Below are 24,152 nucleotides of genomic sequence, written 5' to 3' on the forward strand. Positions count from 1 at the left end.
CGATCACTCCTTCTTCTGACGTGGGTGTGGTTCGCCCGAATGCTCGGGCGGGGCGGGTTCCGCCATATGCGGGCGCCAGGAGCCGGGATCTCCTGTGGCGAGATTGCCGAACTGGCGCTCGGCGGAAAAGACGTCGCTGCGGATCTGCACGAGGTGAGCCATGACCGGGCGGCCTTCGGGATCGAACAAGCGCGAGACCACATGGGCCACCGGCTCGCTGAGGGTGATGCCCAACAGGTGCGCGGTGGCGATGTCGGCCCGAACGATGGTGATGATCTGGTCGCCCGACAGATCCGTCATGCCGGTGTGGTCGCGCAGCAGTTGCGAATATAGCTGCGTTTCGTCAGCGCCCTCGGGCAGCATCTCGAAATAGCGTTGCGGCAGCCACAGATCGACCAGCGAATACGGCTGCTGCCCGGCGTGATGGCGCTTGCGCACATGAACCAGCGGCGTTTCCATCCCCGTCAGGTCGCGGCCAAGATCGGGAAGCTCCTTACAGGGCGCACGCGACAATATATCTATACGCACCTGTGCCCCGAGCGTCAGCGGATCGTAGGCGGGCGCACGTGGCTCGCTCTCCTCGGCCGCCGCAGTCACGAAGGTGCCCAGTCCGCGCGTGCTGTCGATCATGCCCTCATTGCGCAGAACCCCAAGAGCCTGGCGGACGGTTTCGCGCGCCAGGCCGTATTCGTCGCGCAGGGCCGGAAGGGTTGGCAACTGGCTGTGTATGGGCCAATCGCCGCAGCGAATCTTTTCGCGAAATAGGCTTGCGAGCTTGAGATACAAGGGGATGCCGTCACGCTGCCGAAGCAGTTCCCTGGCCGAGCCTTCCTCCGGGCGGGGACAGTGGCCGACGCCGGTGGTCCGGGTGCCGCTCAAGGCTGGTCGCCGGACCGAGGCACCGCTCCTGTCAGACCGTCGTTTACCGACGAGTCCTGCTCGGGTTGCACAACGACACCGGCCTTTATCAGTTGAGCAACCCTTTCCGGTGAGAAGCCGAACTCTTCCAGGATCGCCGTGCCCTGTGCGCCAAGGGCAGGTGCCGGAAGATCGGGGCCCATCTCGACGCCGCGCATCGTATAAGGGCTTCGGACCCGGCGCATCGGCCCCTGCTGGGGATGGTCATAATCTTCTATCAGGCCAACGGCGCGGACATGCGGATCGTCGGGCAGGTCCTCCATCGCCATCACTGGGGCATTGGGAATATCGAGGGCATCGAACAGCGCCTGCCACTCTGCGGTGGTCCGCTGCGGCAGGATATGCGTTACAACAAGTTCATAGAGTTCGGGAAAATGCCGCTGTGCGGTCGCCGCGTCGGTCATCATGGGGCCGTCGGCCACGTCGTCGCGACCCACAGCACGCAGAAACCGCTGCCATTGATCGAATTTGTAGATCCCGTGCGCGATGAAACCGTCGCTGGTTTGCGCTGGTTTGCGGAATGGACTCATGACCCGCGCATAGCCGAACCCGCCTTCCGGAGGCCGGAAGGCCGCCCCGTTGAAATGCTGGCTCAACATCACCGATATCATCGTTTCGAACATCGGCGTTTCGATGTAGCACCCTTCGCCGGTGGTGCGCTGCCGGAACAGGCCGGCCAGCATCGCCTGACCCAGCGCCAGCCCGGTGATCTTGTCGGCGGCCACCATCGGCACAAAGGCGGGGGCACCTGCGTTGCGCCCGTTGGCCTCGGCCAGACCCGACCGGGCCTGAATCAGGTCATCGAAGGCGGGCAAGTCGGCATAGGGCCCGTCCTGCCCGAACCCGATCGCGGCGCAGTAGACGATGCGCGGATTGACCTCCCGCACGGCGTCATATCCAAGACCCAGCCGCTCGATCGCAGGCACTCGCATATTGTGAACCACGATGTCCGCCTGACTCAGCATCTCCAGCAGCGCCGCACGCCCTTCGGGGGATTTGAGATCAAGCGCAATGCTGCGTTTGTTCCGGTTCACCGCCATCCACTGAGCGGTCATACCCGGCACGCGCGAGGCGCCGAGGCGCCGATAATAGTCGCCTTCCGGCGCTTCGACCTTGATCACATCAGCGCCGAAATCGCCCAGGAACTGGGTGGCGTAGGGGGCCAGGAGAATATGGCCCAGCTCTACCACGCGCACCCCGTCGAGCATTTGAAACATGATTCCCCCCCCCGGCACCGGATCGGCTGCACCGACCGCACGCTACAAAAGACTAAAAGACTGTATTGCTAGTTTTTTTGCACGGGGAGCGTTGACATGCAAGGGGGCCTTGCTAAGTTTGGCGCCACAATGAGGCTAAGGCGGCTCGTTTCCGGCGTGGAAATCGCCGATGGAAATGGCCCGAAATAGCGCCAAAAAAAAGGGGGGGGTGGCCGCAATGGAACCGCCGAAGAAAAGGGGGGGCGCGCGCGGCCTGTTGGCCGTTTCGCGGGGGCTGGCCGTGCTAGAGACCGGGTTTGCGGCGCTGGCCTGTGTCGCACTGGCGGTGATCATGCTGATCGTGGTCGTGGATGTTGCGATGCGCTACGCGCTTTCGATGCCACTGGGCTGGTCCTACGACCTGATCGGTCTCTACCTTGTGGTCACGGTATTCTTCCTGATGCTGCCCGACACACTCCATCATCACGGGCACGTGGCAATCGATCTGTTCCAAAACATACTTCCGCGACGGGTTCGCCATCTGGGGCAGGCGGTGGGCTATGCTGCAGGGGCAGTTGTCATGGCGCTGATCGCGTTCGAGGCCTGGGGCCGCTTCCAGAGCGCCTATGCCGGGCAGGACCGGATCGCCGCGCTGGTCCCATGGCTGACCTGGCCGGCCTATCTGGTCGTCCTGATTGGCACCGCGCTGCTGACGCTGCGCCTGATCTACCGGGTGGTCGGGCACGCGTTTTCCATCTTCTCGCGCCACGATCTGGTTGAAATGCCGCCCCCGCCCGAGACCACCGCGCTCCAAGGGGAGGACGTCCTGTGACGGTGGCTCTGGTAATTGCGCTTCTGGCCGGGCTGCTTGTGATCGGGCTGCCGGTGGCCTTGGCAATGGCGATTTCGGGGTCTGTAGGGCTCTATCTGTTCGGCGGCATGGCGGTACTGGGCGGCATCCTGAAGACTGCACCCCTAAGTACCGCGAATTCCTACGAAATCATCACCATCCCGATGTTCATCCTGATGGCCGAATTCGTGATCATCTCGGGCGTGGCGCAAGATCTCTTTCGCGCTGCAACCATTTGGGTCGGCCGTCTCCGCGGCGGCCTGGCCATGGCTACCGCGGTAGCCGGGGCGGGCTTTGGCGCGATCTCGGGGTCGAGCACGGCAGCGGCGGCAACGCTGGCATCCACTTCGATCCCGGCGATGATCGACGAAGGCTACGACCCCAAGCTGGCCAGCGGCGTCGTGGCGATTTCGGGCACACTGGCGATGTTGATTCCGCCATCTGTGGCGCTGATTCTCTATGGGATCATTGCCGATGTCTCGGTCGGACAGCTGCTGGTGGCGGGGGTGATACCGGGGATTCTGGTCGCTCTGACCATCATGGCCACGGTCGCGGTTCTGGTGCGGATTGATCCCTCGGTCGCGCCTGCCGGCCAGCCTTACAGCTTTCGCGATAAATTTGCGTCGCTGTCGCGTGTCGGGCCAATGCTGCTGCTGTTCCTGGCCGTCACCGGCACGATCTACTCGGGCATTGCCACGCCGACCGAGGCATCGGGGATCGGCGCCTTCGGCGCGATGCTGCTGGCGCTGCACGAGCGCAAACTGGGATTCAGCCAAGCCTGGGGTTGCCTGAGACGGGCGGCGCAGACCACCTGCATGATCCTTTTCGTGATCCTCGGCGCGCATATCTTTGGCTATTTCTTCACCCTCACGCGGGTGACCAACGATTTGACCCAATGGATCGGCGGCCTTGGTATTTCGCCGATGGGGGTGATGGTGGTGATCCTGATCATCTACGTCTTTCTGGGTGCCTTCATGGACCAGATCGCCATCCTCATCCTGACGGTGCCGGTGCTTTTGCCGCTGGTCCTGTCGCTGGGCTTCGACCCGATCTGGTTCGGGGTGATCGTCGTGGTGACGGCCGAGGTCGGCATGGTCACTCCGCCGCTGGGCATGAATGTCTTTGTGGTGGCCCGATATACCCGGCGACCCTTGGGCGAAATCTTTCGCGGGACGTTTCCGCATGTTCTGGCGCATTTGCTGGTGATCGCGTTGCTCACTGCATTTCCCGTGCTGGTGCTGTGGCTGCCCTCGACAATGAACTGACGACGTCGGCCTGCGCAATAGCGCCAGTCCATAACCCTAAAAGACAGGAGGAGAATGAAATCATGACCAGAATATCCAAATTCCCATCGCCCTTACGGACAGCGGGCTGGGCCCTGAGCGTTGCCTTGCTACCGCTCGCCGTGCAGCCGGTTGCAGCGCAGGAGATCGAACTGCGCGCGGCCGACAGCCTGCCCACCGGCCATTACATTGCCCAGAGCCTGATCGAACCTTTCATGGAACGGGTGAGCGAGCGGACCGGGAAAACCGAGTTCGCGTACTTCCCGGCTCAGCAACTCGGCAAGGCCAAGGACCTGCTCTCGCTGACCCAGACCGGCGTGACCGATATCGGCTATGTCGGCCCCTCCTATGTCAGCGACAAGATGCCCCTTTCGGCGGTCGGGCAGTTGCCCGAGGCGTTTTCGACGTCGTGTGAGGGCACGATGGCCTATTGGGAGATCGCCAAGCCCGGCGGCGCGCTAGACCAGGCCGAATTCGCGCCGAACGGCGTGCGCCTGCTGATGGCGATGGTGCTGCCGCCCTACAACCTGCTGACGTCGAGCCGTGAGATCACCGGTTTGGACAGCATGGACGGCCTGAAGATCCGCAGCACTGGCGGCGCGCTTGACCTGACCGTCCAGAAAATCGGCGGCGTGCCGGTGCAGATGCCGGCGCCCGAAGTGCGCGAGGCGCTGTCGCGCGGGACGATCGACGCCGGGCTCTTCCCCTATCCCAGTGTCACCCCTTACGGAATGGAAACATTCCTTGACTGGGGTACGCAGGGGATGAACTTTGGTTCCTTTGTCGCGACCTACGTGATCAGGCAGGAAAAGTGGGACAGTCTGCCCGAAGACGTCCAGCAGGCGATCACCGAGATCGGCGAAGATTTGACTAGGGAAGGATGCGAAACTGCCGACCGCCAGAACCTTGAAGTCAAGCAGCAGATCGCCGAGGCGGGCGTGACCTTCGTTGACCTGCCCGCCGGAGATGTCGAAAAGCTGAACCAGATCCTGTCGACGGTTGGGTCCGAATGGGCCGAGCAACTCGATGCCCAAGGCAAGCCCGGAACCGAGATCCTGGAAGCCTTCCGGTCCGCGCTGAAAAGGAACTGATACCAGATCGTGGTCGGCCCGGCTCCTGTGTCGGGCCAGGCCACCAAAAACGCGCAGAAGTCAGCCGGTGGGTGCATCTGAATCCTGCCCTTCGACACTCAGCCTGGTCGTCCGTTATGCAGCTGAAGTCCGGGCGAGCCGTGCATACGTTCGGCCACATTGATCTGGCGTAGATGCGCCTCGCCGGTCCCGATCTCGGCGACGAGTTGATGCGCGAACGGCGCGGGCGAATTGGGTTTCGGCGATATGGCGCAGATGGGCGGCAGCGAGAGTGTCCGACCTTTTGTGTATGACTGATCCGGTCCATGCTTCATCGAAAGGACGCATGAATGACCATCTCGAAAGAAATCCTGGATGGATAACGTACAGGATCTTCCGCACATTTGATTCCGGCGATGGTTCCTTTCAGACTGGCTGACCCGGACGGTCAGAAGGATATACTTGGGACAACGATCATGCAGCGCCCGGCCCAACCGGAAGAAGTAGCCGGGGCGGTGCCGTTTCTGGCGTCCGACGAGGCATCCTATATGACCGGATCCGAAATGGTGGTCGATGGCGGCTATACCGCGCAGTAAAATGGGCGGAGCCGGAAGCTTGGGACAGGCGGGTCCGGTTGGCCGCGAACCGATCCTGGCCAGCCGGGCACCGGCTGCCCGCCTGGCCTGGTTCCGTCAGGCGTCGGCGCGCGGAAGGCGGATTTCGGACAGAACCTCCTCCGTGTGCTCGCCCAGCCGCGGTGGCAGCCGGCGCACCCGGCCGGGGCTGTCCGAGAACTGGACCGGTATCCGGAGCGTCACGACGGCGCCCTCTGTCGGGTGCTCGTGGCGCTCGAAATACCCGGTTTGAACCAGATAGGGATCAACCAGCAGATCCTCCAGGCTGTTGGCCGGTCCATTCGGCACGTCGGCCGCGTCGAACCGGCGGCGCCACTCGGCGGTTGTATTCCCCGCGATTGCCTCGGCGAGGAACCAATATAACTAGTCAATGTGATCGGTGCGCAACTCTGCTGTGGCAAATCGTGGATCGTCGCGCAGCTCGGGCCGGCCTATGGCGTCGAAGAGACGCAGCCACTGGTTGTCCATCGCCGCCATCACACAGATGTGCCCGTCCTGCGTTGGATAAGGCCGATGATGGGGCGAGAATACCCGGCTGTAACCCATGCCCAGATCGGGCCGGTCGAGCGTTGCGCCCCAGAGATGCTCGATCAGATTGAAGTTGACCATCGCATCCATCATCGGCACGTTTACCTGCTGCCCGTGGCCGGTGCGCTCGCGCCAGACGAAGGCCATCGCGATGGACGATGCCTGGATGTAACCGCATAGTTGTCGGCGATTACCGTGGGTAATAGCGCGGCTCATCGGTGGCCCGGGCCATCATCCCGGCTACGCCGCTGGCGCCCTGGATCACATCGTCGAAAGCAAGCCAGTCGCGGCGCTCACCATCCAGCCGGAAGCCAGAAGACGAGGCATGAATGATGCGGGAATTGACCGCGCGGATCGCCTCGTAGTCGACGCCCAGCCGTTCGGCGGCGCCGGGGCGTATCGAATGCACCAGCACGTCCGCGGAACGCACCAGATCAAGGAGCGCGGCCCGCGCGTCGGGTTTCTTCAGGTCGAGCACGACCGAGCGTTTGTTGCGGTTTGTATTGAGGAACAGTGCCCCCATCTTCGGGTTGCGCGACGGTCCCACCTGGCGTGTGTAGTTGCCGTCGGGTGACTCGATCTTGATGACGTCGGCCCCCATGTCGCCGAGGATCTGGATCGCCACCGGTCCAAGCACGTTGACCGAAAGATCAAGCACCCTGTAACCCGCAAGCGGTCCGTCCCCCTCGGCTGGCTGCTGCGGCTGACTGTCCATTTTCTTTTCCCTTTGCGGTATCGCACCCTTCGAGTCAGCAATGCGCGCCGTAGTCTGGCGGTCAGTCGACCCGCGACCCAAGGGCGCAGCGCCGCGAGCGAAGCTTGCGATCGCTGTATTGCTGTTCTGACGGCGTGCGTGGTCGTGGCGCTTCCGTGACGAACTTGTCCCATAGGGCCTCCTTCCATTCCTGCGAAAGGATCACACCATTAAACCGTGGGATCAAACACCTAAGCCGAAGAAATCGTGATGCCGGCGATCGTCGCCATGTCGGGAGCGATCGCCGTGACCGGACAGGATGCGCAAAAGGGGATCGCAGTTGCCCTTGAGCACATCAACGCCGATGGCGGCGTCGCCGGTCGGCCGCTGAAGATCCAACTTTACGACACACAGGGCAATCCCGGGGTGGTGCGCCAGGTGATGGAGCGGTTGACCCGCCTCGAGCGGGCTCCGGTCATCCTTGGCTGCGAGATCAGCGCAGGCACATCGGCTGCGGCGCAGTTCGCCGAGCAGGCGCGGGTTCCTCACCTGAACTCGCCGGCGGTGTCGGCCGAGCTCCTCGAGCGCGGTTACAAATGGTATTTCTCCGATCAGATCACAGCCGATACCGAGGCGGCCACGGTCGTGGAATTCTTCGAACACCTGATGACGCAAGGCGACGTCGTCCCGGCGTTGCTTTATGAAGACAGCCCGCGCGGCGCCGGAACCATCGAGCGGATCGAAGTTCTGCTGGAGGAGCGGGGCATCGAGATCGCCGCCAGCGCGCCGTATTCGCGCAGCGATCGCAACCTTCTGCCGCCGGTCAAGCGGGTGCAGACATCGAGTGCCAACATGGTGATCTGGGCCGGCTACACCGAAGATGTGGTGACCAAGCTCCAGGCAATGCAGCAGCATGACTTCAAGCCCTACATTGTCGGAATCAGTGGCGGTCCGGTTGATGTGCGCACCCCGCAACTGGTGGACAGGGGCTTCGTCGAGGACGTCAATCTCAGCACGGTGGACTACTTAAATCCCGACATGGACCGCGCCCAGCGTTTTGTGAAGGCTTACGAGTAACGGCACGGCATCGTGCCGTCAAGCTATGCGTCGATGTGCAACCGCGGTGTCTACACGCTGAAGGCCGTGCTGGAGAAGACGCTTGAGTCCGGCCAGAAACTGACGACCGAGAACCTTCGCGCCGCCATCCTTAAGATCGACATCCCCGGCGATCAGCTGATCTCGCCGTTCTCGCGGATCAAATTCGACGAACACGGCAGGAACGTCGGATCGCAGAACCTGATCGCGCAATGGAAGAACGGCGGCACGAAAAAGGTCACGATCTGGCCGCCAGAGGTGGCTGTGGAAGAGCCCAATCCTCTGAACTGATGCGAAAACTATAACCGGGGCCCAAGATGAAGCTGTCGATCGAGTCTCTCGTCTCCGGTTACGGTCTGCTCGACGCGCTCCACGGCGTCAGCATCGAGATCGGCCGAGGGCGAGGTCGTGGCTGTGATCGGACCGAACGGCGCGGGCAAATCCACCCTTCTGCGCACGATTTCGGGCCTTGTGGCCGCCCGTTCCAGAGCGATCCGCCACGATGGCAAGGAAATCGGCGGTTTTGCCGCCAGCGAGATTCCGCGCCTCGGCCTCGTCCATGTTCCTGAGGCGCGGCACGTCTTCGGGTCACTCACGGTCGAGCAAAATCTGATCGTGGGTGCGAGCGCCGCACTCGACGCGAAAGACCGAAAGGACGCCCTTTCCGATGCTGAGCCAGAAGGCCCGCGAACTTGCCGGAGGGCTCTCAGGCGGTCAGCAGCAGATGCTGGCGATCGGGCGCGCTTATGGCCCGGCCCAGCATGATCATGCTCGACGAGCCGTCGCTCGGCCCCGCGCCTCTGATGGTCGAGCAGATGTACGAGGCCCTCGACGGTCGGCGCCGCACCGGCCTGAGCATTCTTCTGGTGGAACAGGATGTCTACATGGCGCTGGATTTCGCCAGCCGCGCCTATGTTCTGGAAAACGGGACAATCGCCCTCGCCGCAGCCTCTGACGTCTTGCGCCACGACGATCACGTGCGCCGTTCGTATTTGGGAATCTGACCCGCCCTGTGCCCGCATTCCGCCTGCCATTCAGACCGGCAGCGGCGACAGACCGTGCGCAAACTGCGGACCGATCAGCCCCGTAGCGCCGAGATGCCCAGGGCCCCCTGTGCCAGAAGCAGCGCCTGAAGCTGGTTGGTGCCTTCAGCGATCGTGAGATGTCGCACATCGCGATAATAGCGCTCGACGGGGAAATCACGGGTGTATCCGGCCCCGCCGTGCACTTGCAGGGCAGTCTCGCAAACCCGCAGAGCCGTATCGGAGTTGTGACGCTTGGCCATGGAACAGGCCCGGCCGCGATCCGGTGCCCCGCGATCCAGCGCGTCAGCGGCCCGGCACGCCAGCAACCGCGAGGTTTCCACGCCAGTCAACATATCTGCGATCATCTGCTGGACCAGTTGAAACCCGCCGATCTTGCGTCCGAACTGTTCTCGCGCGCCCGCATATCGCAGCGCCGCCTCATAGGCGGCAATTGACAGGCCCAGGCAGGTGAAAGAAACGAAACAGCGCCCCACGTTCAGATAATGCTTGGCGATGGCGAACGCCTCGCCCTCGGCGCCGATCAGGTGGTCTGCGGGCAGCAATACGTCCTCAAACAGCAGCTCGCCTAGCGGGCATGAATTCATGCCCATGCTGCGGACCTCTCGGGTTGAAAACCCTGCTGTTCCCGCCTCGACCACGAAGGCCGATACCTCCGCGCGTTCGCCGTCGCCCGACCGCGCGAAAACCACCCCGAGATCGGCCCCGGTCCCGTTGGAGATATACAGTTTGCGTCCGTTCAGCCGCCAGCCATCACCGTCGCGCCGGGCCCGTGTTTCCACGTTGCTGGCGTCCGAGCCGACGTTCGGCTCGGTCAGCGCAAAAAAGGCTGTCTTGCGACCCGAAACCAGATCGCCCAGCCACCTTGCCTGTTGCTCCGGCGTTCCATGCTGCGCGACGATCATCAGGACAAGGTTCGACGTGCTGACGATGCTGCGCAGCGACGGCCATACCTGAGACAGCTCGCACAGCAGCGCGCAATATGTCAGATAATCAAGCCCGGCACCGCCTTGCGCCTCTGGCAAAAGACCGCCCAGCAGGCCGAACTCGCCCATCTTCTGCAACACTTCGGGCGGCGGCGGACGGTGGGCATCCTCGTGCGCCTCGACCAGGGGCGCCACCTCGGCGTCAAGGTATTTGCGGAAGCTGCGCCGCGCCGTTTCCTGCCAGTCGTCCAGCTCAAACTGCATCGGTCCTCACTCCAGCTTTTCGGCTTGGTCCAGAATTTCGGCCTGATGCTCGCCCACTGCCGGGACGTGGCCCGCCGGATCACTCATCCCAGCCATCGGCACCGGGAAGGCCATCACATGGGCCGCGCCGGCTGAGCGCACCATCCCGCGCGCCTTGAGCTGCGGGTCCCGGGCCAGATCCTCCAGCCCGTTGACCGGGGCGAAGGGAACATCCTCGGCCTCGAAGATCTCCGCCCAATGCGCATAGGGACGCGCGGCGATCAGCGGGGTCAGGGCGGCGCGGATATCATCCGTGCGGTCGGTGCGTGCGGCGAAGTCGTCAAGCGCAGGATCGTCGAAGCCCGTCATCCCGGTGGCACGGATCAGGCGGCGGAAGAAATGCGTCTCGATCGCGCCGATGGTGATGTATTTACCGTCGGCGGTCGCGAAGATACCATAGGCGGCGCGGCGCAGGATATCGGCCTTTGTGATCTCGCGCCCGGCCTGGCGTCCGGCGTCCCACACACCGTAGCGCGGGGCGACCCAGCTGGCCAGCGCGTCGGTGATCGCCACGTCCAGATACTGGCCCCGCCCCGTGGCGTCGCGTCCGTGCAACGCAGCAAGAATGGTGATGATGGCATACATGGCTGCCGAGAGATCCCCGATCGGCACGCCCGTCGTGTATTCAGGCGGTCCGTCGGGCGCGCCCGAGATCGCCACCGCGCCCGCCATCGCCGCGTAGTTCAGATCATGCCCCGGCCAGTCGCGCGCCGGCCCGGTCTGACCATAGCCGCTGACCGAACAGTAGACGAGGCCGGGATTGAGCGCCGAAAGCGTCTCATAGTCGATGCCCAGCCGCGCGGTCACGCCCGGGCGATAACCCTCGATCACGACGTCCGCCCGTTTGGCCAGCCGCAGGAAAGCCGCGCGGTCTGTGTCATCCTTTAGGTTCAGGGCGATGCTTTTCTTGCCGCGGTTCACGGCGGCAAAGAGGCCGGGGAACATGGCGCGCGCGGCGTCGCCCGCAGGACGTTCGACCTTGATGACCTCGGCCCCCATCTCGGCCAGTTGCTGCGTTGCATAGGGCCCAGGCAGAAGCTCGGTCAGATCGAGAACGCGAAGCCCCGAAAGCGGTGCAGTGCCGGTCATTTTTGCTCTCCTGTGCTGTCTGCGCGGTCCGGGTCGGCAATCCCGGCGCATTCCGCCGAGTCGTCCTGTTCCAGGATCATGTCCCAGATCTTCTGACCCTGCGGATTTTCGAGCTCTTCCATCAGATGCGCCAGAAGCCCGGCGGATCGGCCAATCAGGGCGAAGGCCCGCGCCCAGATCGGGGCAAGCCCCATGTCCGAAACGGTGGCCCCGACCGCGCCGGCGGCGTTGATGGGCAGCAGACGTCCATATTCCTCGCGGGCGGCGGCCTCGACGGCCGCCATGAAGCGCCAGTGCCGCCCGTCGAACCCATTCTCGCCGGCGATCCGGCGCAGGACCGGCGTGCGGGGGTCGCCGTCGACATGGATCGGATGACCGAGGCCTGGCACGATCCGGCGCGCCGCGCGAAAGGCGCGCACGGCCTCTTGCGCGCGGGCGGCATAGGCTGCGTCGTCGTCGCTGTCGGACAGCTCGCCGATCTCGTCGCGGGTAAAGGCCGCGGCGTTCTGCATGGTGCCGAGAAAATGGTTCCCCGCGCCCAGCAAGCCCGCGGCCACCGCACCCTGAAGCGATTCCGGCGCGCCGAGAATGGTCATCCGCGCGGCGATGGCGCTGGGGGTAAGGCCGTGATCGGTGGCGGTGACGATGATCGCGTTGGTCATCGCGCGGGTGCGGGCATCCGGCTCTTTCCCCGTGGCGGTGAAATAGATCATGTCGACGAAATCCATATTGCCCAGGATCTCATCGGCCAGATCGCGCCCGCGCACATAGATGCGGTCGCGGGTGGTGAAACCGATGTCCGTCTTTACCGTCATTGCCTTGCCTTTCCTTCTATCTCGGTCGGAGCGCGCAGGATCACCGCGTCAAGCACCGTCGCACCCGCCGGACCGGCGCGCACCGGATTGAGATCCATCTCCGCGATGTCGCCGCGCGCACCCAGGGCGGCCAGGATCACGAGAAGATCGGCCAGCGCGCCCAGATCGGCGCCGGGGCGGCCGCGCAGCGGACCCAGCAGTGCGCGTCCGCGGATCTCGTCGATCATCGCCAGCGCCTCGTCCCGCCCAAAGGGCGCGGCGCGGTGCGTGACGTCAGAAAGCGCCTCGACCATCACGCCGCCGAGGCCGAAGCTCACCACCGGGCCGAACACCGGATCGCGGTGCAGTCCCGCCATCACCTCGACGCCCGGCCCCTGTTCCATGCGCTCAACCAGAGCGCGCTCCAGCCTGTGCCCCTGTGCTGAAAGCGATGTCATCATCGCGCCCCAGGCCGCCGCCAGCGCCTGCTCATCCATCAGCCCGACGGCCACGGCCCCGGCTTCGGTCTTGTGCAGAAGACCGGGCACCAGCGCCTTGAGCACCACCGGAAAGCCGATCCCGCGCGCCGCCTCGCCTGCCTGTCTGGCACTGGTCACGACCCGTCCTTCGGGCACGGTCAGACCCAGGTCGGCCAGCACCGCCTTGGCGGCAGCCTCGTCAAGCTCGCCGGGCGGAAATGCGGGTAGAGCAAGCGTGGAGGTCCCCGAGGGGCTCCAGTCGCCGCGCCAGATCAGCCGCTTCAACGCCGTCACTGCCTTGCCGAGGCTGCGAAAAGGCGCCAGCCCTGCCGCGTTCAGCGTGGCATAGCCAGCGGCGCGATGCCCGCTCATCCAGACCGGCAGGAGCAGAGCCGGGCTGTCCGGCGCCAGCGCGACCATGTCGTCGGCGGACCGGTCGGTGATCGGGCCGTAGTCGGCGGGAATCGGCAGAAGCACAACATCGGTGGCCGGGTCCCGCGCCACCAGCGACAGGCAATCGCGGTTGAGCTTGTCTTGGGTGAAGACCTGGGTGGTCAGGTCCACCGGGTTATCGACCGCCGCATAAGACGGGGCCAGCGCACGCAACCCCGCGCGGGTGCCGGGGGCCAGTTCGGACAGGATCAGCCCGGCGCTGCCCACCATATCGGCGGCCAGCGCCGCTGTGCCACCCGAGAAGGAATAGACGCAGATCCCCCGCCGCGGGGCGATGCCGACGCGCTCGAACAGCGCCACCGTATCGATCAATTCGTCCAGATCCTCCACCTCGACGATGCCATGCTGGCGAAACAGTGCCGAGGTGACCGCCGCCGATCCGGCAAGCGCGGCGGTGTGCGAACGGGTGGCAGCAACGCCATAGTCCGACTTGCCCACCTTCATCGCCACCACCGGCTTGCCGGCGCGAGCAGCGGCGCGGGCAGCTGCCAGAAAGCGCGGCCCGTCGCGGAAGCCTTCGGCGAGAAGGGCGATTACCTTTATGTCGGGATCGCCCACCATGTGGTACACGACATCGGCCATGGTCAGGTCGGCTTCGTTGCCGGTAGAGCACCACAGGCCAACGCCGATACCCCGTTCGCTTGCCTGGATGAAGGCGCGGCCAAGTCCGCCGCCCTGGGTGACAAGCCCAATGCCGCCGCCCAGCGTGTCGTTCTTGAATACCGGTGAAAAGGTCAGCCCAAGGCGGCGGTTGATGTTGCTCAGCCCTGGCGAGTTCGGCCCGTAGATGCGCATCCCGCTTTGCCGGGCGATTTCAGCCATCTCGGCTTCGACGGCACGGCCCTCATCCCCGGTTTCGCCAAAGCCAGAGGTGAAGACCACCGCAAACCCCGTTCCTGCTGCCGCGCAATCGCGCAAGGCGCCCACCACCGCATCGGCTGGAAGGCACACCACCGCCACATCGACGGGGCCAGGCAAGGCCGACATTGCAGAATAGGCGCGCAAACCATGCACCCTTTCACGCCCGGGGTTGACCGGAAAGATCTGCCCATCGAAGTCGGAATGCTCGGCAAGGTTCAGCAAGGTGTCGCTGCCCACGCTACGGGGCCTTTCACTGGCGCCCAGGATCGCCACGCTGCGTGGCGACAAGAGCCGCGAAAGATCGGGAAAGTCGCGGGCGACCACCGGCTCAGCCACCTTGCGGCGCCCGCCGGACGAGCAGTTTCCAGACCCCTTCCACCACGGTTTCGCCACGCTGGTTGATGACCTCGCGCCGGAACGACAGGATGCCGCGTTCGGGTTTCGAAGTCTCGCGCTTCTCGGCTACGGTAACGCGCACGCCAATCGTGTCGCCGATGAAGGTGGGGTTGGGAAAGCTGCACTGCATGTCGAGCAACCCCAGAAGCGAGGGTTCCAGGAACGTGTTCATCAGCATCCGCGTGGTCAGCCCGGACATCACCGACACCACCAGAAGCCCGTGCGCGATACGCTGGCCAAAGGCCGAATCGGCGGCATATTCGGCATCGACGTGCAGCCGGTTGAAGTCGCCTGACAGGCAGGCGAAATTAGCCACGTCGGCCTCGGTGATGGTACGGGTGGGGCTATCGAACTGGTCGCCTTCGTTCAGGTCCTCCCAGTAGAGTTGCTGGCCCTTGAGGGCCGAAAGATCGGGCCGTGTCATTGGGTTTCCTCCTCTGGCAGCGCTAGCACTGCCTCTTTCAGTTCAGCCTTGAGAACGCGGCCGGTCAGGTTGCGCGGCACCGCCGTCATAAAGACCACGCGCCGCGGGCGCTTGTATCGGTCAAGCCGGGTTTCGGCATGGGCGATCACATCGGCCGCTGTCAGCTGCGCGCCCGGCGCGGGCACGATCACTGCGCAGATCGCCTCGGTCCAGTGCGGATCGGGCAGGCCGATGCAATGCGCCTCGGCAATCGCCGGGTGGCCGGCCAGCGCCTCCTCGATCTCGGGGGCGTAGACATTGATGCCGCCGCTCTTGATGATGTCGCGCTTGCGACCCGTGAACCAGAGCAGCCCTTCGTCGTCGATCCGGCCCAGATCGCCCACGGTCAGATAGTCGCCGCGCCGGGTTTCAGCGGTCAGCGCCTCATCCTTGTAATACCCGTCGTAGCGGCTTTCGCTGCGGGTGCAGATCTCGCCGACCTCGCCCTGCGGCACCTCGTTTCCATCGTCGTCCAGCAGTTTGAGTTCCACCCCGAAGAAGGGGCGGCCGACGCAGTTGCCCGCAAGGTTGCGGCGCAGATCCCGAGCGGTCAGGTTGGCATAGGGTCCTGCTTCGCTGGAGGCGGCATAGATCATCAGCGCATCGCCGAACTTGTCGAGCGCGGCACGCTTGAGGTCGAGATACATCTCGCCGCCGCCAGATTGCAAAGTCCCCAGCGACGACAGATCGGCGCTCGCGAACCCCTCGGCCTCGACCATCCGCTGGAGCATGGCGGGCAGCAGCATGGTGGCGGTCAGCCGCTCGTCTTCGATCAGCCGTAGCGCGGCGGCCCCGTCGAAGCGGCGCATCAGATAGACGCTGGCACCCAGATAAAGCGGCAGCAGCGTATAGGTGCAGCCGGCCGACAGGCAGATCGGCAGCGCCGACAGCGCCCGGTCGTCGGGGCGGAAACGCTGCTCGATGGCGCGTTCCTCCATGCCGAAGAGACTGCGCAGCGCGCCCTTGGGCTTGCCGGTGGTCCCCGACGTGTGCAGCATGATCGTGGTGCCGTCCTGCCCTTGCGGCGGATCGGGCGGTGTGTCTGCCAGAAGGTCCGACAGGCGCGGCAGTCCTTGCGGGGCCCCGTCGCCGATGGTGACGATGTCGTCCACCACGGTCCGGAACAGATCGGCATGATCCAGCGCCGCATCGCCCAGCAGCAGGGTTTTGCTGTCCGAGCGGGCAACCACATCGGCCATGACTTCGGGCGCGATGCGATAGTTGATCGGTGCGGGAATTGCGCCTAGCCCCGTCACCGCCACATAGGCGGCAAGGAAATCGGGATGATTTTCCGAGATCACCGCCACCTTGTCGCCCGGTCCGATGCCGCGCCGCGCCAGCACCGTCATCATCCGTTCCACCCGGTCAAGGAAATCCGTATAGGTCTGGCTCCTCCCCTCGAACACCACCGAGGGTTTCGTGGGGAACCGCCGCGCGTTCAACCTCAGGGCCTGGAGAAAGGTCATCGGCATGGCCGCCTCCTCAGGTGAAGGCCGAGATCCCGAGAACCTCGCGCCCTATGATCAATGTCTGGATTTCCGATGTGCCTTCGGGGATCAGCCCGCCGCGCGTGTCGCGGAACAACCGTTCGACGGGGTAGTCGGTCGAATAGCCCAGCCCGCCGTGCGCCTGCAGCGCCATCGAGGCCACCTCATGCGCCGCCTCGCTGGCATAGAGCTTGGCAATCGAGCATTCCTTGCGCCCAGGCAGACCCGCGTCCAGCGCTTGGGCGGCACGGTCAGTCAACGCGCGCGCCGCTTCGGTGCGGATGGTCATGTCGACGATCAGCTTCTGCACCAGCTGATAGCTTCCGATCACGTTGCCGAACTGCTTGCGCGTCTTGACGTAATCGGTGGACAGGTCCAACGACCGCTGCGCCGCGCCCACCGCGCCCGCCGCCACGTTGAGCCGGCCATAATTCAACCCCGTAAGGATCGCCTTGAGGCCCTTTCCCGCAGGACCCAACAGGTTTTCCTTTGGCACCTTTGCGTCTTGAAAGGCCAGCTGCGATGTCGCGGTGGCCTTGATGAACATCGTGCCCACCCGCGAAGCTTCGAAATCGGTCTCCTCGAGGTCCACGATGAACAGACTCAGATCGCCATCACAGCCTTCCGTGAATGTCCGTGCCACCAGGATTCCGACCCGGCCGTTGACGCCGTTCGTCGTCCACAGCTTGCCGCCATTGATCAGCCAGTGGTCGCCCTTGTCCTCGGCGCGGGTCTGCACCGAGGCAACATCAGAGCCGTGGTCGGGTTCGGTGATCCCCACCCAGACCGGCATCTGGCCAGCCATGACGGGTTTCAGCCACTTTTCCTTCTGGCGCGCATCGCCCAGGTGGTGGAACAGTGCGATCACGATGTTCACGGTGTTGAGCAGAACCCGGAGTGAAAGCCAGCGGTATCCTGCTTCCTCCATCATCATCGCCCAGGTGCGATAGCTGAGGCCGTAGCCACCGGCCTCTTCCGAGAGAAGCCCGCCAAGATAGCCGAACTGGCGTAGCTCGCCCATTATCGCCCAGGGCAGATCGCCCGTCGCCTCGCATTGCGAGATGCGCTCTTCGGTCAGCTCGCGCGCCATGAAGCCCCGGATGCTGTCTCGCAGCATCCGCGTCTCTTGATCCTCGACACAGGCGGAGGCCGGGACATGTTTAGCCATATCGCCCCCCGGTGATGTGAAGCGTCTCGCCCGAGATGTATTCCGCCGCATCCGAGGCGAGGAACACCACGCCGTTGGCGATGTCGCGTTCGTTGCCAAGGCGCTGCACGGTATTCATTGCCAGAGCGCGCGACTTTATCCGGTCGTAGTTTGGAAGCGCCTCGATCATCTCGGTGGCGATGAACCCCGGCGCGATGGCATTTACGGTGACATTGAAGCGCCCCTGTTCCATCCCCAGCGCCCGGGTGAAGCCGATGATGCCGGCCTTGGCGGCGGCATAGTTGGTCTGTCCCGGATTGCCGAGATAGGCGCGAGAGGAGATGTTGATCACCCGGCCCCACTTCTGTTCCATGAAGTACGGCACCACGGCGCGCGAGCAGGTATAGGCACCCTTCAGGATCACGCCCACAACAGCGTCCCAGTCCTGTTCGGGCATCTTGGTGATGTAGTTGTCGCGCGGAAATCCGGCATTGTTGACCAGGATGTGGACGGCGCCAAATGCTTCGATCGTGCGCGAGACGAGGGCTTCGACCTGTGCCTCGTTCGTGACATCGCAGACCACGCCGATCGCGTCGTATCCGTCGGCCTCAAGAGCGGCGCGGGTGGCTTCTGTGGTTTCGGGGTCGATATCGGTGATCACCACCTTCGCCCCCTCTTCGGCCAGCGCGCGGGCGGTCACTGCGCCGATCCCGCGACCCGATCCGGTGACGATAGCCACCTTGTCCTTTAGTCCCAGTTCCAAGTTACGCTCCTTCAGGTTGTCAGTATTCGCCCGAGAACACGGTTACGATCTCGGGAAAGAATGCGATCAGGGCCAAGACCGCGAACTCGGCCAGCACGAAAGGCAGCACCCCGACAAAGACCCGTTTAAGAGGTACGCCGGTGATCGAGCTGGCGACGAAAACGTTCATTCCGATTGGGGGGGTAATCAGCCCGATTTCGACCGTTTTGGTCACCAGGATGCCGAACCAGATCGGCGAATAGCCAAGCTCCATGACCATTGGAAAGACGATCGGCATGGTCAGGATCAGGATCGCCAGCTGATCCATCACGCAGCCCAGCAGGATGTAGATCAGGATCAGGATTAAAATCACCACGCCCGGCCCGATCTCAAGCCCTTGCACGTACGAAACCAGCGCCTGCGGTGCCATGGTCAGGGTGACAAAATAGCCGAAAATGTGCGCCCCGATAATAATGGTGAAGATCATTGCAGTCGGGCGCGTTGTACGTTCGAGCGCCCCCATGAATTCGCGCCAGCCCATACGTCTGAGCAACACGGCGGCAATCATGATCGCGCCAAAGCAGCCGACCGCGGCGGCTTCGGTCACGGTGACAGCGCCAGAATAAATCCCGGCCACGACAAAGACGAACAGCAGAACCACCGGCCAGATGTCGCGCAGTGACGCGAAGCGCTCACGCCACCCATGGCTTTGCACTGGTGGCGCCAGATCGCGGTTCAGCGTCGCCCAGACCATCGTGATCCCGGCAAAGCTGAGCGCGGTAATGAGACCCGGCAGAATGCCGGCAATGAACAGCCCGCCGATCGAGGTTTCGGTGATGATACCGTAAACCATCAGCACAACCGAAGGCGGGATCATGATCGACAACGTCCCGGCGGCCGCAACCGTGCCTACGATCATGCCGCGGTCATAGCCATATTTCTCAGCCTCGGGCGCGACGGTGCGCGCCATCGTGGCCGTCGCCGCGGTGGACGAGCCCGAAACCGCCCCGAAGCCTGCGCTGGTAAAGACCGTGGCCACGGCCAGTCCGCCGGGCAAATGGCCCACCCACCTGTTGGCGGCGCGGAACATGTCCGACGAAATCCGACTGGCCGACAGGATCTCGGCCATCAAGATGAACAAGGGAATGGCGGTCAACAGCCAAGAGGCGGTGTTGCGATACGGGGCCACCGACAGGATGCCGAGCGCCAGATTGAGCCCGCCGATCAGATACAGGCCGACGGTGCCGGCGATGCCCATCGCGAAGCCTATCGGCATCCCGACGACGAGAAGCCCCGCCAGCAATAGCGACACAGGTGCAAGAAATTCCATACTCAGCCAATCCGATCCGAAGCGCCGCGAAGGTGCTGAACGTCACCCGCCGCATTTACGAGAAGGCGCAGAACGATCAGCACGCAGCCAATCGGCGCAATCACAAGCGTGGTGACGAGAGGCGCGTCGATGTCGCCGGATGTGCGATATCCGAAGTCCCACGCCTTAAGCGCCTCGCGCGAGGCACCGTAACAGATCAGCGCAAAAAACGCGGCCGCTGCCAATCGCAAGACGACATTGAAACCGGCCCGCAGCCCTTCGGGCAGAGCATCAAACACTATCCCCACTCGCACGTGGCCATCATACATTTCCAGATAGCTCAGGCTTCCGAACACGATGATGGGCATCAGATATAGCTCTGTAGCGCCAATGACCCCTTCGATCGGGTCATTCAGGATATAGCGCGTAAAGACCTGTATGAGGATCAGCACCAGCATGACCATCATCGCAGCGCGCGACAGCCAGTTCATCCCGGTATCCACCCGGTCCATCGCTCGGCCCAGAGGACCGTGCAATCCAACTCTCGGCGACGGCACGGCGTCCTCTCGGGGATCAAGATCGTGACGGGACACGGTTGCGCGCCTTACTGCGTCTGGTGCTTTTCGATGTTCGCACGAAACATCTCCAGCACTTCGCCCGCAGGCAGTCCGCGCTCTTGCAGACCAGAGACCCAGGCATCGAACACCGGCGCTGTGGCCGATTTGACCTTTTCGCGCTGCGCTTCATCCAGAACGATGACCTCGATACCGCTGTCCCGCATCTTGTCCTCAAGCTCGGCGGCCGATCGGTCGGTTTCTTCGGCAACTCGCTGCATCGCCTCCTGCGACGCCTGTTGAATGGCCTGTTGATGCTCTGGCGACAGATCCTGCCAGACCTCCTCGCGGATCGCGTAGGGCGCCCAATACACAAAAACATCCAGACCCAGAACGGCGGTATCGATTACCTCGTCCAGCTTGTAGGAATAGATGCTGGTGGTGGGAAAGATCGTGCCGTCGACGGTGCCGGTGCGGATGGCCTGATAGGTTTCCGGGCTGGGAATATCAACCGGCGCGCCCCCTAGGGCCTTGACCGACTCCGCCATGTTCCCGGCAATGGTTTTCAGTTTCAGCCCTTTGATGTCATCAATGCCGCTAACATCCTGGTCGCGGGTGAACAGGTTGTAGGTCGAGGTCATTACACCCCAGACTGGGCGCATCCCGTTGGCCAGGAAGTCGTTTTGCAGGATCGGATCCGACGTCACCGTTTCAAAAAAAGCGGGCGTCCCGACAACGCTCTGCGAGAAAAGGCCAGGAAGCGTGTGCACGCCCGCCAGCGGCATCGTGCCCCCGTTATAGGCCGGCGGAACATAGCCGATGTCCACCACGCCTGTCTGCACCATCGAGAACATATCGCGCAGCGAACCCAACTGACCGGCACCGAAATACTGAAACTTGACCTCGCCATCGGTCAGCTCGGTTACGCGGTCCATCCAGTAGGTGGTGCCGGTCTCGACGATGTAGTGGCCGGGCGGAAAGGTATCTGCAACCTTGAGTGTCACTTCGGCCGCCGCAATTTGCGGCATCGTTCCGACCGCGATCACCAGCGCCGCCCCTGCGGCAAACCGATCGAGTTTTGTGTTTCTTGTCATGGCAGTCTTCCTCCCTGTGGCGTTGTCGATCAGCGCACCATGGTGCGGTGAACCGGTCAATGTTTATGGGTGGCCGGGAGCGCAACTGTCGCGAGATCACACATATATGCGAATACGCGAACTGAATCCGCGGCGACGCAACAGAGAAGATCGAACGCCAATCGTGGGTGGGAATCTCCAGCGCTTTCACGGCCGAAAGAAAGGATTCCGTGGCCTGCCGATCAACAGTAAGCGGCGGCTGCGCCCCACGTTGTAGATGAGCTCCGGCACTGCGAGGTGATATCCATCTCATGATGGGGAGTGTGTTTCGCAATGTGCGCGACAAATTCGTTTCTCAGATCTCTGGGCGTCGAGATCTACGGGTCAGGTCATCGGCGCTGGCCGGACGACGTGAAGGCTCGCGCTGTGGCAGAGACTTTGGAGCCGGGAGCGACCGTGAATGCGATTGCCGAGCGATATGACATCCGCCCAAACCAGCTCTCGGCTTGGCGGCGTCTGGCAAAGCAGGGCCAGCTGGTTCTTCCTCCGGCGGAACTCGGAGAGCCGGTCTTCGCGCCTCTGGTCATTTGCGATCCGACTGAGACGCCCGAGCTTTCCGACGCGAAGCCCCAGCAGGTGATCCGGATCGTCAAGGGAACAACCCGGATCGAGCTGTCTTCTGACACGTCGGCAGGTCAGATCGCCGCGATCGTGCGCACTCTGGAAGCGCCTGCATGCTGATGCCGTCTCAAGGGGTCCGCATCCTGGTGGCGACGAAGCCGGTAGACTTCCGCAAGGGGCATGATGGACTGGCAGCCTTGGTGCAGTCGACCTTGACCGAAGATCCGTTCACCGGGACGGTCTTTATCTTTCGGGCGAAGCGCGCAGACCGGATGAAGATCCTGTTCTGGGACGGCAGCGGTCTCGTCATGGCCTACAAACGGCTGGAGGAGAGCACCTTCACCTGGCCCGCGATCCGGGATGGTGCGATGACCCTGAATCGCGCCCAGTTCGAGGCGCTGTTCGCCGGGCTGGACTGGCGGCGGGTGCGGTCTCTGGAGACGCGCGCCCCCGCTGTGGCAGAGTGACTCAGGGCGGGGAAAGCCGGCCTGACAAACGCAGGAGCGGGATATGATGCCGCCATGTCCAGCGCCCTATCCCTCGACCTGTCGGCCATTCCGGAAGACCAGCGTGACGCTGTTCTGGCCGTCCTGCGCGAGCGTGATGCACTCAGGGAAGCCAACAAGCGCCTCGAGCACCTCGTCGCCGAACTGAACCAGGTCGTGCATGGCAAAAGGTCCGAGAAACTGAGTGAGGACGAGCGGCAGCTGGCCTTCGAAGATCTGGAAACTGCCGTCGTCGAGGCAGAGGCCCAGCAGGATGAAGACGCCACGGCCTCGTCCGGTCCGCGGCGATCCAAGGTCGCCCGCCGCAATCGGGGCAATCTGCCTGAGAGCCTCCCCCGGATCGAGCAGATGATCGAGCCGGCCAGCCTGGAGTGTCCCTGCGGCTGCGGCACGATGCACCGGATCGGCGAGGACCGCAGCGAGCGGCTGGACATCGTGCCGGCCCAGCTCCGCGTCATCGTGACGGTTCGACCCAAGTATGCCTGCCGTGCCTACGCCGAAGGGGTCACCCAGGCGCCAGCCCCTGCCTTCCTGATCGAGGGCGGGCTGCCGACCGAGGGCGCCATTGCGTATGTGCTCGTCGCCAAGTTCGCCGACCATTTGCCTCTCTATCGCCAGAGCCAGATCCTCGCGCGTTCCGGGATCGACCTTCGGCGCAGCACGCCCGCCGATTGGGTCGGCACCGCGGCCTTCCACCTTGCCCCGGTGGTCGACCGGCTCGCCGAGCACCTGAAGGGCTCGGGCAAACTCTTCATGGACGAAACGACGGCGCCGGTTCTGGAGCCCGGGCGAGGCAGGACGAAGACTGGCTTCCTCTGGGCGCTGGCCCGAGATGATCGGGGCTGGGGCGGCGATGACCCGCCCGGCGTGGTCTTCACTTACCGCCCGAGCCGCGCCGGCGTGAACGCGGAGCAGATCCTGCAGGGCTTCGACGGCATCCTGCAGCTGGACGGCTATCCCGGCTACGATCGGCTGACGCGCCCCTCGCGCAAGGGCGGCGCGCCGATCACGGTTGCGCACTGCTGGGCACATGCCCGCCGGAAGCTGAAGGAAGTCTTCGACCGTGATGGATCGGAGATCGCCGCCGAGGGGCTGCGCCGGATCGCCGAGTTCTACCGGATCGAAACCGAGATCCGCGGCATGGGACCGGGACAGCGCCTGTCGGCGAGACAGACACGCACCGCGCCGCTGGTGGCCCAGTTCGGCGAATGGTTGCAGAGCCAGCGCCGCCGGATCTCCGCCAAGTCCCGCCTCGGAGAGAAACTCGCCTATATCCACCGGCAGTGGGACGGGCTACAGACCTTCCTGCAGGACGGACGCGTCGAGATCGACTCCAATGCCGTGGAGAATCTCATCAGGCCGATCGCCCTGACGCGGAAGAACGCACTCTTCGCCGGCCACGACGAAGGTGGTCGGACCTGGGGCCGCATCGCCTCGCTCATCGCCACAGCAAAGATCAACGAAATCGTACCCTTTGTCTATCTCAAGGCGACGCTCGAGGCGATCGCGGCAGGGCATCCCGCGAACCGGATCGACGAGTTGCTACCCTGGAACTTCAAGCCGTCGAGCTGAACTCCGGTGGGGCGTAGACGCCGCTTACGATCAACACGATGATGGTCGGCCTCTTTCGCGGCGCC

The 24,152-nt window shown here is 63.8% G+C and carries 25 protein-coding genes and 1 pseudogene; 11 read left to right on the top strand and 15 right to left on the bottom strand.

Annotated elements, in window-relative coordinates:
• Window positions 1–3 precede the first annotated feature (3 nt).
• Together ACGYLQ_RS12985 and ACGYLQ_RS12990 are read right to left on the bottom strand one after the other, a co-directional pair.
• Window positions 4–879 (bottom strand): GntR family transcriptional regulator, encoded by an 876-nt coding sequence (locus ACGYLQ_RS12985; protein ID WP_027264381.1) that lies wholly within the window; start codon window positions 877–879, stop codon window positions 4–6.
• Window positions 876–2,135 carry a CaiB/BaiF CoA-transferase family protein gene (locus ACGYLQ_RS12990; protein ID WP_071974357.1) on the bottom strand — a complete coding sequence of 420 codons (1,260 nt, stop codon included), beginning with the start codon at window positions 2,133–2,135 and terminating at the stop codon, window positions 876–878. Before ACGYLQ_RS12990 ends, ACGYLQ_RS12985 begins: the two co-directional genes overlap by 4 nt.
• 169 nt (window positions 2,136–2,304) lie before the next feature.
• Between ACGYLQ_RS12990 and ACGYLQ_RS12995 the strand changes: the two genes are divergently transcribed.
• The 4 genes from ACGYLQ_RS12995 to ACGYLQ_RS13010 all read left to right on the top strand — a co-directional run bounded on the left by ACGYLQ_RS12995 (window position 2,305) and on the right by ACGYLQ_RS13010 (window position 5,913).
• Window positions 2,305–2,946, top strand: coding sequence for a TRAP transporter small permease (locus ACGYLQ_RS12995; protein ID WP_394418236.1), 642 nt, complete (start codon window positions 2,305–2,307; stop codon window positions 2,944–2,946).
• Window positions 2,947–2,948: 2 nt separating this feature from the next.
• Entirely contained in the window at window positions 2,949–4,229 is a 1,281-nt protein-coding gene (locus tag ACGYLQ_RS13000; RefSeq protein WP_223228101.1) for a TRAP transporter large permease, read from the top strand.
• A gap of 62 nt (window positions 4,230–4,291) precedes the next feature.
• Complete coding sequence (dctP, locus tag ACGYLQ_RS13005) at window positions 4,292–5,338, top strand: TRAP transporter substrate-binding protein DctP (RefSeq protein ID WP_036051585.1); 1,047 nt, start codon at window positions 4,292–4,294, stop codon at window positions 5,336–5,338.
• A 395-nt stretch (window positions 5,339–5,733) separates the two neighbouring features.
• On the top strand, window positions 5,734–5,913 hold the full coding sequence (locus ACGYLQ_RS13010) for an SDR family oxidoreductase (protein WP_027264377.1): 180 nt from the start codon (window positions 5,734–5,736) through the stop codon (window positions 5,911–5,913).
• A 96-nt stretch (window positions 5,914–6,009) separates the two neighbouring features.
• Here ACGYLQ_RS13010 and ACGYLQ_RS13015 read toward each other — a convergent pair.
• Window positions 6,010–6,696: pseudogene (locus ACGYLQ_RS13015) on the bottom strand (CoA transferase).
• A complete protein-coding gene (locus tag ACGYLQ_RS13020; RefSeq protein WP_250637868.1) occupies window positions 6,671–7,195 on the bottom strand; it encodes a CoA transferase in 525 nt (174 codons plus the stop codon). The pseudogene ACGYLQ_RS13015 and the gene ACGYLQ_RS13020 overlap by 26 nt, the downstream one beginning before the upstream one ends.
• 249 nt (window positions 7,196–7,444) lie before the next feature.
• On the opposite strand from ACGYLQ_RS13020, the gene ACGYLQ_RS13025 reads away from it, so the two are divergent.
• The 4 genes from ACGYLQ_RS13025 to ACGYLQ_RS13040 all read left to right on the top strand — a co-directional run bounded on the left by ACGYLQ_RS13025 (window position 7,445) and on the right by ACGYLQ_RS13040 (window position 9,273).
• Complete coding sequence (locus ACGYLQ_RS13025) at window positions 7,445–8,251, top strand: ABC transporter substrate-binding protein (protein ID WP_071974356.1); 807 nt, start codon at window positions 7,445–7,447, stop codon at window positions 8,249–8,251.
• A 12-nt stretch (window positions 8,252–8,263) separates the two neighbouring features.
• The gene (locus ACGYLQ_RS13030; protein ID WP_133119767.1) at window positions 8,264–8,560 is read left to right on the top strand and encodes a hypothetical protein; all 297 of its coding nucleotides are present in this window, start codon (window positions 8,264–8,266) and stop codon (window positions 8,558–8,560) included.
• A 117-nt stretch (window positions 8,561–8,677) separates the two neighbouring features.
• Window positions 8,678–9,034 carry an ATP-binding cassette domain-containing protein gene (locus tag ACGYLQ_RS13035; RefSeq protein WP_198952313.1) on the top strand — a complete coding sequence of 119 codons (357 nt, stop codon included), beginning with the start codon at window positions 8,678–8,680 and terminating at the stop codon, window positions 9,032–9,034.
• Complete coding sequence (locus tag ACGYLQ_RS13040) at window positions 9,016–9,273, top strand: hypothetical protein (protein WP_051372688.1); 258 nt, start codon at window positions 9,016–9,018, stop codon at window positions 9,271–9,273. Before ACGYLQ_RS13035 ends, ACGYLQ_RS13040 begins: the two co-directional genes overlap by 19 nt.
• Before the next feature lie 74 nt (window positions 9,274–9,347).
• On the opposite strand, the gene ACGYLQ_RS13045 is transcribed toward ACGYLQ_RS13040, so the two are convergent.
• The 11 genes from ACGYLQ_RS13045 to dctP (ACGYLQ_RS13095) all read right to left on the bottom strand — a co-directional run bounded on the left by ACGYLQ_RS13045 (window position 9,348) and on the right by dctP (ACGYLQ_RS13095) (window position 21,409).
• Window positions 9,348–10,502, bottom strand: a complete 1,155-nt coding sequence (locus ACGYLQ_RS13045; protein ID WP_027264374.1) for an acyl-CoA dehydrogenase family protein — start codon at window positions 10,500–10,502, stop codon at window positions 9,348–9,350.
• 6 nt (window positions 10,503–10,508) lie between these two features.
• Window positions 10,509–11,630, bottom strand: a complete 1,122-nt coding sequence (locus tag ACGYLQ_RS13050) for a CaiB/BaiF CoA transferase family protein (protein WP_394443356.1) — start codon at window positions 11,628–11,630, stop codon at window positions 10,509–10,511.
• Window positions 11,627–12,445, bottom strand: coding sequence for a citryl-CoA lyase (locus ACGYLQ_RS13055; protein WP_238367124.1), 819 nt, complete (start codon window positions 12,443–12,445; stop codon window positions 11,627–11,629). Before ACGYLQ_RS13055 ends, ACGYLQ_RS13050 begins: the two co-directional genes overlap by 4 nt.
• Entirely contained in the window at window positions 12,442–14,553 is a 2,112-nt protein-coding gene (locus tag ACGYLQ_RS13060; protein ID WP_198952314.1) for an acetate--CoA ligase family protein, read from the bottom strand. The genes ACGYLQ_RS13055 and ACGYLQ_RS13060 overlap by 4 nt, the downstream gene beginning before the upstream one ends.
• A complete protein-coding gene (locus ACGYLQ_RS13065; protein WP_027264371.1) occupies window positions 14,546–15,037 on the bottom strand; it encodes a MaoC/PaaZ C-terminal domain-containing protein in 492 nt (163 codons plus the stop codon). Before ACGYLQ_RS13065 ends, ACGYLQ_RS13060 begins: the two co-directional genes overlap by 8 nt.
• The gene (locus ACGYLQ_RS13070) at window positions 15,034–16,548 is read right to left on the bottom strand and encodes a class I adenylate-forming enzyme family protein (RefSeq protein ID WP_027264370.1); all 1,515 of its coding nucleotides are present in this window, start codon (window positions 16,546–16,548) and stop codon (window positions 15,034–15,036) included. Before ACGYLQ_RS13070 ends, ACGYLQ_RS13065 begins: the two co-directional genes overlap by 4 nt.
• 10 nt (window positions 16,549–16,558) lie before the next feature.
• Window positions 16,559–17,731 carry an acyl-CoA dehydrogenase family protein gene (locus ACGYLQ_RS13075; protein ID WP_048534161.1) on the bottom strand — a complete coding sequence of 391 codons (1,173 nt, stop codon included), beginning with the start codon at window positions 17,729–17,731 and terminating at the stop codon, window positions 16,559–16,561.
• Window positions 17,724–18,473, bottom strand: a complete 750-nt coding sequence (locus ACGYLQ_RS13080) for an SDR family NAD(P)-dependent oxidoreductase (protein ID WP_027264368.1) — start codon at window positions 18,471–18,473, stop codon at window positions 17,724–17,726. Before ACGYLQ_RS13080 ends, ACGYLQ_RS13075 begins: the two co-directional genes overlap by 8 nt.
• Before the next feature lie 19 nt (window positions 18,474–18,492).
• Complete coding sequence (locus tag ACGYLQ_RS13085; protein WP_027264367.1) at window positions 18,493–19,782, bottom strand: TRAP transporter large permease; 1,290 nt, start codon at window positions 19,780–19,782, stop codon at window positions 18,493–18,495.
• A 2-nt stretch (window positions 19,783–19,784) separates the two neighbouring features.
• On the bottom strand, window positions 19,785–20,252 hold the full coding sequence (locus tag ACGYLQ_RS13090; protein ID WP_157815108.1) for a TRAP transporter small permease: 468 nt from the start codon (window positions 20,250–20,252) through the stop codon (window positions 19,785–19,787).
• Between the two features lie 113 nt (window positions 20,253–20,365).
• Entirely contained in the window at window positions 20,366–21,409 is a 1,044-nt protein-coding gene (gene dctP, locus ACGYLQ_RS13095; protein WP_027264365.1) for a TRAP transporter substrate-binding protein DctP, read from the bottom strand.
• A gap of 312 nt (window positions 21,410–21,721) precedes the next feature.
• On the opposite strand from dctP (ACGYLQ_RS13095), the gene tnpA reads away from it, so the two are divergent.
• Genes tnpA through tnpC form a run of 3 tightly spaced genes read left to right on the top strand, consistent with a single transcriptional unit; the run spans window position 21,722 to window position 24,087 of the window.
• Entirely contained in the window at window positions 21,722–22,129 is a 408-nt protein-coding gene (gene tnpA / locus ACGYLQ_RS13100) for an IS66-like element accessory protein TnpA (RefSeq protein WP_027264364.1), read from the top strand.
• On the top strand, window positions 22,123–22,476 hold the full coding sequence (gene tnpB, locus ACGYLQ_RS13105) for an IS66 family insertion sequence element accessory protein TnpB (protein WP_027264363.1): 354 nt from the start codon (window positions 22,123–22,125) through the stop codon (window positions 22,474–22,476). Before tnpA ends, tnpB begins: the two co-directional genes overlap by 7 nt.
• A gap of 54 nt (window positions 22,477–22,530) precedes the next feature.
• Window positions 22,531–24,087, top strand: a complete 1,557-nt coding sequence (gene tnpC / locus ACGYLQ_RS13110; protein ID WP_027264362.1) for an IS66 family transposase — start codon at window positions 22,531–22,533, stop codon at window positions 24,085–24,087.
• The last annotated feature ends 65 nt before the right edge of the window (window positions 24,088–24,152 follow it).

This window comes from Sulfitobacter sp. 1A12779, from assembly GCF_043557315.1.
GTDB lineage: Bacteria > Pseudomonadota > Alphaproteobacteria > Rhodobacterales > Rhodobacteraceae > Sulfitobacter > Sulfitobacter faviae.

Bases quoted from the DNA above. Each gene is read 5' to 3' on its own strand.
- tnpA (WP_027264364.1), top strand. From the start codon at position 21,722: ATGTGCGCGACAAATTCGTTTCTCAGATCTCTGGGCGTCGAGATCTAC.
- ACGYLQ_RS13020 (WP_250637868.1), bottom strand. From the start codon at position 7,195: ATGGACAGTCAGCCGCAGCAGCCAGCCGAGGGGGACGGACCGCTTGCG.
- ACGYLQ_RS13050 (WP_394443356.1), bottom strand. From the start codon at position 11,630: ATGACCGGCACTGCACCGCTTTCGGGGCTTCGCGTTCTCGATCTGACC.
- ACGYLQ_RS13075 (WP_048534161.1), bottom strand. From the start codon at position 17,731: ATGGCTAAACATGTCCCGGCCTCCGCCTGTGTCGAGGATCAAGAGACG.
- ACGYLQ_RS13065 (WP_027264371.1), bottom strand. From the start codon at position 15,037: ATGACACGGCCCGATCTTTCGGCCCTCAAGGGCCAGCAACTCTACTGG.
- ACGYLQ_RS13010 (WP_027264377.1), top strand. From the start codon at position 5,734: ATGGTTCCTTTCAGACTGGCTGACCCGGACGGTCAGAAGGATATACTT.
- ACGYLQ_RS13070 (WP_027264370.1), bottom strand. From the start codon at position 16,548: ATGCCGATGACCTTTCTCCAGGCCCTGAGGTTGAACGCGCGGCGGTTC.
- ACGYLQ_RS13085 (WP_027264367.1), bottom strand. From the start codon at position 19,782: ATGGAATTTCTTGCACCTGTGTCGCTATTGCTGGCGGGGCTTCTCGTC.
- dctP (WP_027264365.1), bottom strand. From the start codon at position 21,409: ATGACAAGAAACACAAAACTCGATCGGTTTGCCGCAGGGGCGGCGCTG.
- tnpB (WP_027264363.1), top strand. From the start codon at position 22,123: ATGCTGATGCCGTCTCAAGGGGTCCGCATCCTGGTGGCGACGAAGCCG.
- ACGYLQ_RS13025 (WP_071974356.1), top strand. From the start codon at position 7,445: ATGCCGGCGATCGTCGCCATGTCGGGAGCGATCGCCGTGACCGGACAG.
- ACGYLQ_RS13055 (WP_238367124.1), bottom strand. From the start codon at position 12,445: ATGACGGTAAAGACGGACATCGGTTTCACCACCCGCGACCGCATCTAT.
- dctP (WP_036051585.1), top strand. From the start codon at position 4,292: ATGACCAGAATATCCAAATTCCCATCGCCCTTACGGACAGCGGGCTGG.
- ACGYLQ_RS13040 (WP_051372688.1), top strand. From the start codon at position 9,016: ATGGCCCGGCCCAGCATGATCATGCTCGACGAGCCGTCGCTCGGCCCC.
- tnpC (WP_027264362.1), top strand. From the start codon at position 22,531: ATGTCCAGCGCCCTATCCCTCGACCTGTCGGCCATTCCGGAAGACCAG.
- ACGYLQ_RS12990 (WP_071974357.1), bottom strand. From the start codon at position 2,135: ATGTTTCAAATGCTCGACGGGGTGCGCGTGGTAGAGCTGGGCCATATT.
- ACGYLQ_RS13090 (WP_157815108.1), bottom strand. From the start codon at position 20,252: ATGAACTGGCTGTCGCGCGCTGCGATGATGGTCATGCTGGTGCTGATC.
- ACGYLQ_RS13045 (WP_027264374.1), bottom strand. From the start codon at position 10,502: ATGCAGTTTGAGCTGGACGACTGGCAGGAAACGGCGCGGCGCAGCTTC.
- ACGYLQ_RS12995 (WP_394418236.1), top strand. From the start codon at position 2,305: ATGGAAATGGCCCGAAATAGCGCCAAAAAAAAGGGGGGGGTGGCCGCA.